The sequence below is a fragment of the Agaribacter flavus genome (assembly GCF_042646125.1).
GTDB classification, from domain to species: Bacteria; Pseudomonadota; Gammaproteobacteria; order Enterobacterales; family Alteromonadaceae; genus Glaciecola; species Glaciecola flavus.
The window spans coordinates 1-4455 of record NZ_JBHRSW010000042.1; the positions used below are offsets into that span (position 1 = coordinate 1).

5 protein-coding genes are annotated in these 4455 nt (G+C 42.5%); 3 read left to right on the forward strand and 2 right to left on the reverse strand.

Translation table 11 applies throughout. The annotated features are described in order from the left end of the window. Nucleotides 1–359: 359 nt before the first annotated feature. On the forward strand, nt 360–1871 hold the full coding sequence (locus tag ACFOHL_RS15060; RefSeq protein ID WP_376921069.1) for a Fic family protein: 1512 nt from the start codon (nt 360–362) through the stop codon (nt 1869–1871). Here the strand turns inward: ACFOHL_RS15060 and ACFOHL_RS15065 are convergent. Next, complete coding sequence (locus tag ACFOHL_RS15065; RefSeq protein ID WP_376921070.1) at nt 1843–2370, reverse strand: hypothetical protein; 528 nt, start codon at nt 2368–2370, stop codon at nt 1843–1845. The two genes, ACFOHL_RS15060 and ACFOHL_RS15065, sit on opposite strands and share 29 nt — an antisense overlap. A gap of 192 nt (nt 2371–2562) precedes the next feature. Here ACFOHL_RS15065 and ACFOHL_RS15070 point away from each other — a divergent pair, with 192 nt between their 5' ends. Beyond that, nucleotides 2563–3729, forward strand: a complete 1167-nt coding sequence (locus ACFOHL_RS15070; protein ID WP_376921071.1) for an RHS repeat-associated core domain-containing protein — start codon at nt 2563–2565, stop codon at nt 3727–3729. Continuing rightward, nucleotides 3717–4028: a hypothetical protein gene (locus tag ACFOHL_RS15075; protein ID WP_376921072.1), complete on the forward strand. Its 312-nt coding sequence runs from the start codon at nt 3717–3719 to the stop codon at nt 4026–4028. Before ACFOHL_RS15070 ends, ACFOHL_RS15075 begins: the two co-directional genes overlap by 13 nt. 265 nt (nt 4029–4293) lie before the next feature. Here ACFOHL_RS15075 and ACFOHL_RS15080 read toward each other — a convergent pair whose 3' ends face one another. Continuing rightward, nucleotides 4294–4371, reverse strand: coding sequence for a hypothetical protein (locus ACFOHL_RS15080; protein WP_376921073.1), 78 nt, complete (start codon nt 4369–4371; stop codon nt 4294–4296). Nucleotides 4372–4455 lie beyond the last annotated feature (84 nt).

Below are 4455 nucleotides of genomic sequence, written 5' to 3' on the forward strand. Positions count from 1 at the left end.
ATTTAAAAAAGAGCAACATCAAATCCAATCAGTTTGAAATCCTGAAAGTGAGTGCGGAATGACAGATCCTGCGGCCATAGCTGGAAAACGACTAACTAAAGGAGAAGTTAGCTCGTATTTACATCACCTTTCCTAATTGCTTGCCGGTTATAAATCTGTACTTCTTTTGGAAGGATTATGGCCGGAAAGCTCTGTTTCTTGTATGCCTTCTTTAAGCTAATGAGCATTAAAGCCTAAAAACAATAAGTCATTAAAACCTATAAAAAAGGTGACATTAAAACCTATGAATGATATAACACTAAAACCTAGAGGTGAGGATCGATAACTGGTCAGTATCACGAGTAATAGCTAGAGCGAGCATGAATGATATATCACAAAAACTAGCAGATTCGCTTGAGCAATTACAACAGCTTCAAGAGACTGGGGTTGTTGCCATCCAATCAAAGCAACTCAGCAGAGTACATCGAGAGCGGCTATTGAAGCATGGATTTATTCGCGAAGTCATCCGAGGCTGGTACATACCGGCGATGCCTGATGAAAAGCCGGGCGACAGTACGTCTTGGTATACTTCTTTCTGGGATTTTTGCGGCGCTTATTTATCAGAACGTTTTGATAATGCCTGGTGTTTATCACCTGAGCAATCAATTAGCCTGCATATCGGCGATAGAACCGTGCCTCAGCAATTGCTCGTGCGCTCGCCCAAAGGCAATAATAAACCCACCGCCTTTTTGCATAACACCTCGATTTTTGATGTCAGGTTGAATTTGCCCGCCGTAGAACACATTGAAAACCTAGAAGGGCTAAATGTTTACAGTGTAGCGGCAGCTCTTGTCTATTCTTCGGAGAACCAGTTTCAAAATGCCCCCATTCAAATGCGTACTGCCTTATCGATGGTGACCGATGCATCCGACGTATTGTCCGTTTTACTCGCAGGTAATCACAGTGTGATTGCCGGCCGATTAGTTGGGGCTTTTAGAAATATTGGCCGAGATTTGATTGCTGACAATATCTTAAAGGGCATGCAAGCGGCCGATTTGAAAGTGCAAGAAGAAGACCCATTCGCCGAGAAAGTACAGATTAGCTTTGGTCGTCGTGATGTCTCGCCCTATGTTAATCGCATGCGGTTGATGTGGGCACAAATGCGTGAAAATGTTATTTCGCACTTTCCTTCAGCCTCAAGCCAAACCATCGATATAGGAACCTACATGGCCGAAGTGGAAGACAAATACGTCACAGACGCCTACCACTCACTGTCCATTGAAGGCTATTGGGTGACTCGCGAATTGATTGAACTGGTTCGCTCTGGTAACTGGCAAGCTGAAGGTTCAGACGAGAGTAAAAAGCATTTAGATGCTATGGCCGCTAAAGGTTACTGGGATGCGTTTCAGGAAGTTAAAAAAGCCGTTCTAGCAGTATTAGAAGGTATGAACCCTGGCGATGTATTGGAACAGTCGCACAGCGATTGGTATCTCGCCTTATTTGGCCCAAGTGTTGCGGCCGGTATTATTAAGCAATCGGAATTGGCTGGTTACCGGTCAGGGCCTGTCTATATTCGCCAGTCTATGCATACTCCACCAAGCAGAGAAGCGGTTCGCGATATGATGCCGACACTGTTCGACTTGCTCGCAGAAGAGGAAAATGCAGCAGTCAGAGTGGTGCTGGGTCACTTCATTTTCGTCTACATCCACCCTTACTTCGATGGTAACGGCAGAATGGGAAGATTCATCATGAATTTAATGATGGCATCTGGTGGTTATCCTTGGACAGTCGTGCCCGTCGAACGACGGGATGAATATATGCAAGCATTGGAAGCTGCGAGTGTTAGACAAGACATTGTGCCTTTTACACAGTTCTTGGCATCGCTACTTTAACCAAAGAACTGGTTATAGGCTTATTAACCCGTTTAATATTAACTTTCATGGCTATTGCCGCTAACTCTTCTAGTTCGTCAGAAATTGAGGATGATATCGTTGCTTTAAGCGCATCAAGCACAGGAAATAGGTGATATACGGATGTATTTCCAACATTAGTAATTGGTGGATAGTCCAGCTTTCCGCTGACGATCAGTTTTTGAACATATTGTCGACTGACATTGAAATAGTCGGCAATGTCACTCACCCCAACGTAATCGGGTTTAACTTCCACCAAAGATGCTGCTGGAAGGGCTCTTTCTATAGAATGCATCGCAGAAAATACTGCTCGCCAAGCATTCTGTGCTCGTCGTGTAAAGTCTAACGAGATCAGCCCTGTACCACTATGAGCAACCAAAGCATCATCACATCCGCTTTCAAACAAACGATCATCAATATCGTCCATTGATAATGATACTTCTCTAAGGTGGTAATTCAGTGTGAACTCAAATGTTCTCATTGGAAGTTTATTTTGAACTACTTGAATTATAAAGGTAGGTTAGCCTTAGCTTTGTTGTCAATCGACAACTTTGAAAAATATGTGCAGAGTTCTTTTAGTTATCTTTATAAGAATTGAAAAACGTAGTAAAAATAAGTGCTTTAAAAACAATTTGTTAGGATTGTGATGGGATCGTAAAGCCTGATCGCCCATATGAACGGTCGGATCTACGATCCAACCTTGGGGAGATTCCTACAGGCTGATCCACACGTTCAAGCGCCTTCAAACAGCCAGTCATACAATCGTTATTCCTACGTGTTGAATAATCCATTGAGCTATACCGATCCGAGCGGTTACTTTTTCAAATCATTATTTAAAGCGGCTGGCAAACTTTGGCAAGCTACGACGGGAAGCTTGTTGAGAGCATTGGCGAGAGTTCCAATCTTGAATGCCGCGGCAGGGTTTGCAGCATGTACTTTTGGTGGACCGCTAGGCTGTGCTGCTTTCGCAGCGGCTTCTACATATGCCGTAACTGGAAGTTTGAAAGGTGCGTTAATTGATGCATTCACTGCATATATTGGTGGCGGACATGGGTTTCTTACTTCGGGTTTAATTGGTGGGCTAGCGAGCAAAGTTCAGGGTGGAAATTTTGGGCATGGTTTCTGGTCCGCAGGTTTTGGAGCAGCTCTAGGAGGACGCATAAAACTTGGAAATGCTTACGCAAATGTTATTGCTTCCGCGGTCATTGGAGGAACAGTTTCCAAACTGACCGGAGGCAAATTTGCAAACGGAGCGCAGACGTGGGCATTTAGTGCCGCTATCGCTCAAGATTGGTCGGGGAACGATACAGTTGTAGTTAACTCAGGAAGTGGTGATAGTTCTAGTGCTGAGATTGTTCAGGCAGAATTTTTTGATGAAAATGGCAACCCATTATTTGAACATGACTCTCTTCCTGAGGCATTATCAGACGGACATGAGAGAGCCCTTCAAGTAAAAGGAGATAGCCCAAACGAATTTGGTGTAGTTACTATTGCAGGGAAAAGAAACCCTGATGGGTCTATTGCTAGCTATTACAGCAGTAAAGTTGGAACAAGTAATGACACACACATTATTCGATGGGGTATTAAAACAAAACATGTCAAGTCGTTGGTCGCAATAACCCACAGTCATCCGAATAATTTTGGTTTTTCACCAGGTGATAAAGATACTTACAATACCTATAAAGAACGAAGTCCATTTTTTACTGGAATTTATATGTTTGATGGAAAAGGTAATTGGCGATATGGTGCCAGAAGTCCTGGCTTTTTTTCAGGTAAGCGAACTCATCAATGCTCAGCATCTTGGGTTTGCCCAGAGGTTACAAGTGAATGGAAAAGGTAAGCTATATCTTGATTATTGGAATGAGTTACTTTCTCGCATCTTGTAATGAAGATGTTGGTGAGTCTAAATGCAAATTTGCATATATAGATAAAGGATGGAGAGAAGTAACGGTTATTCCAGACGAGTTGAGCAAAACTAGATACTTTGAAGAAGGAAATTTTTATTTCGATTCGAACGGAGATATTGTTAAGTGTTTGCACTCCGATAGTGACGGAATTTGTAACGGTAACTATATAGTTTTTTCGAAAAATGTAGATGGTATATATGAAGAATACATGGATATTATATGTGTAGACTAGTAATAAAGGGGGCAGTGTAAATTATCCATTAAGACTCAATACTATTGGTTTAGTATGGCAACTGAAATAATTACTAGTGCATATATATGAGCAGTATCAAAAATGAAGCAGGCTTTTATTGCAGGTTTCATTGGGCAGTGAACTCTGATTAGGTGGGCAAAAGGCGCCAGCGCCACTAGACACTGACACCAGCAAATATGCCCAAAGCCACTGGTTTGTTTTGCCCAGTCAAACCAAAATATGCGTAAACGTCAAAAGAACCACACTAGCCTAGTTCAACATTCCAAGGAAGCAATTGTTCCGGTTTGACGTTACCTTGCATGATTTTTTCCATCACATGCACTAGGTAATCGTAAGGAACAAGACCGTTTGCTTTAGCTGTTTGTACAATCGAGTAAAGTGTCGCACTTGCGTTAGCACCATTGGC

Bases quoted from the DNA above. Each gene is read 5' to 3' on its own strand.
- ACFOHL_RS15065 (WP_376921070.1), bottom strand. From the start codon at position 2,370: ATGAGAACATTTGAGTTCACACTGAATTACCACCTTAGAGAAGTATCA.
- ACFOHL_RS15070 (WP_376921071.1), top strand. From the start codon at position 2,563: ATGAACGGTCGGATCTACGATCCAACCTTGGGGAGATTCCTACAGGCT.
- ACFOHL_RS15060 (WP_376921069.1), top strand. From the start codon at position 360: ATGAATGATATATCACAAAAACTAGCAGATTCGCTTGAGCAATTACAA.
- ACFOHL_RS15075 (WP_376921072.1), top strand. From the start codon at position 3,717: ATGGAAAAGGTAAGCTATATCTTGATTATTGGAATGAGTTACTTTCTC.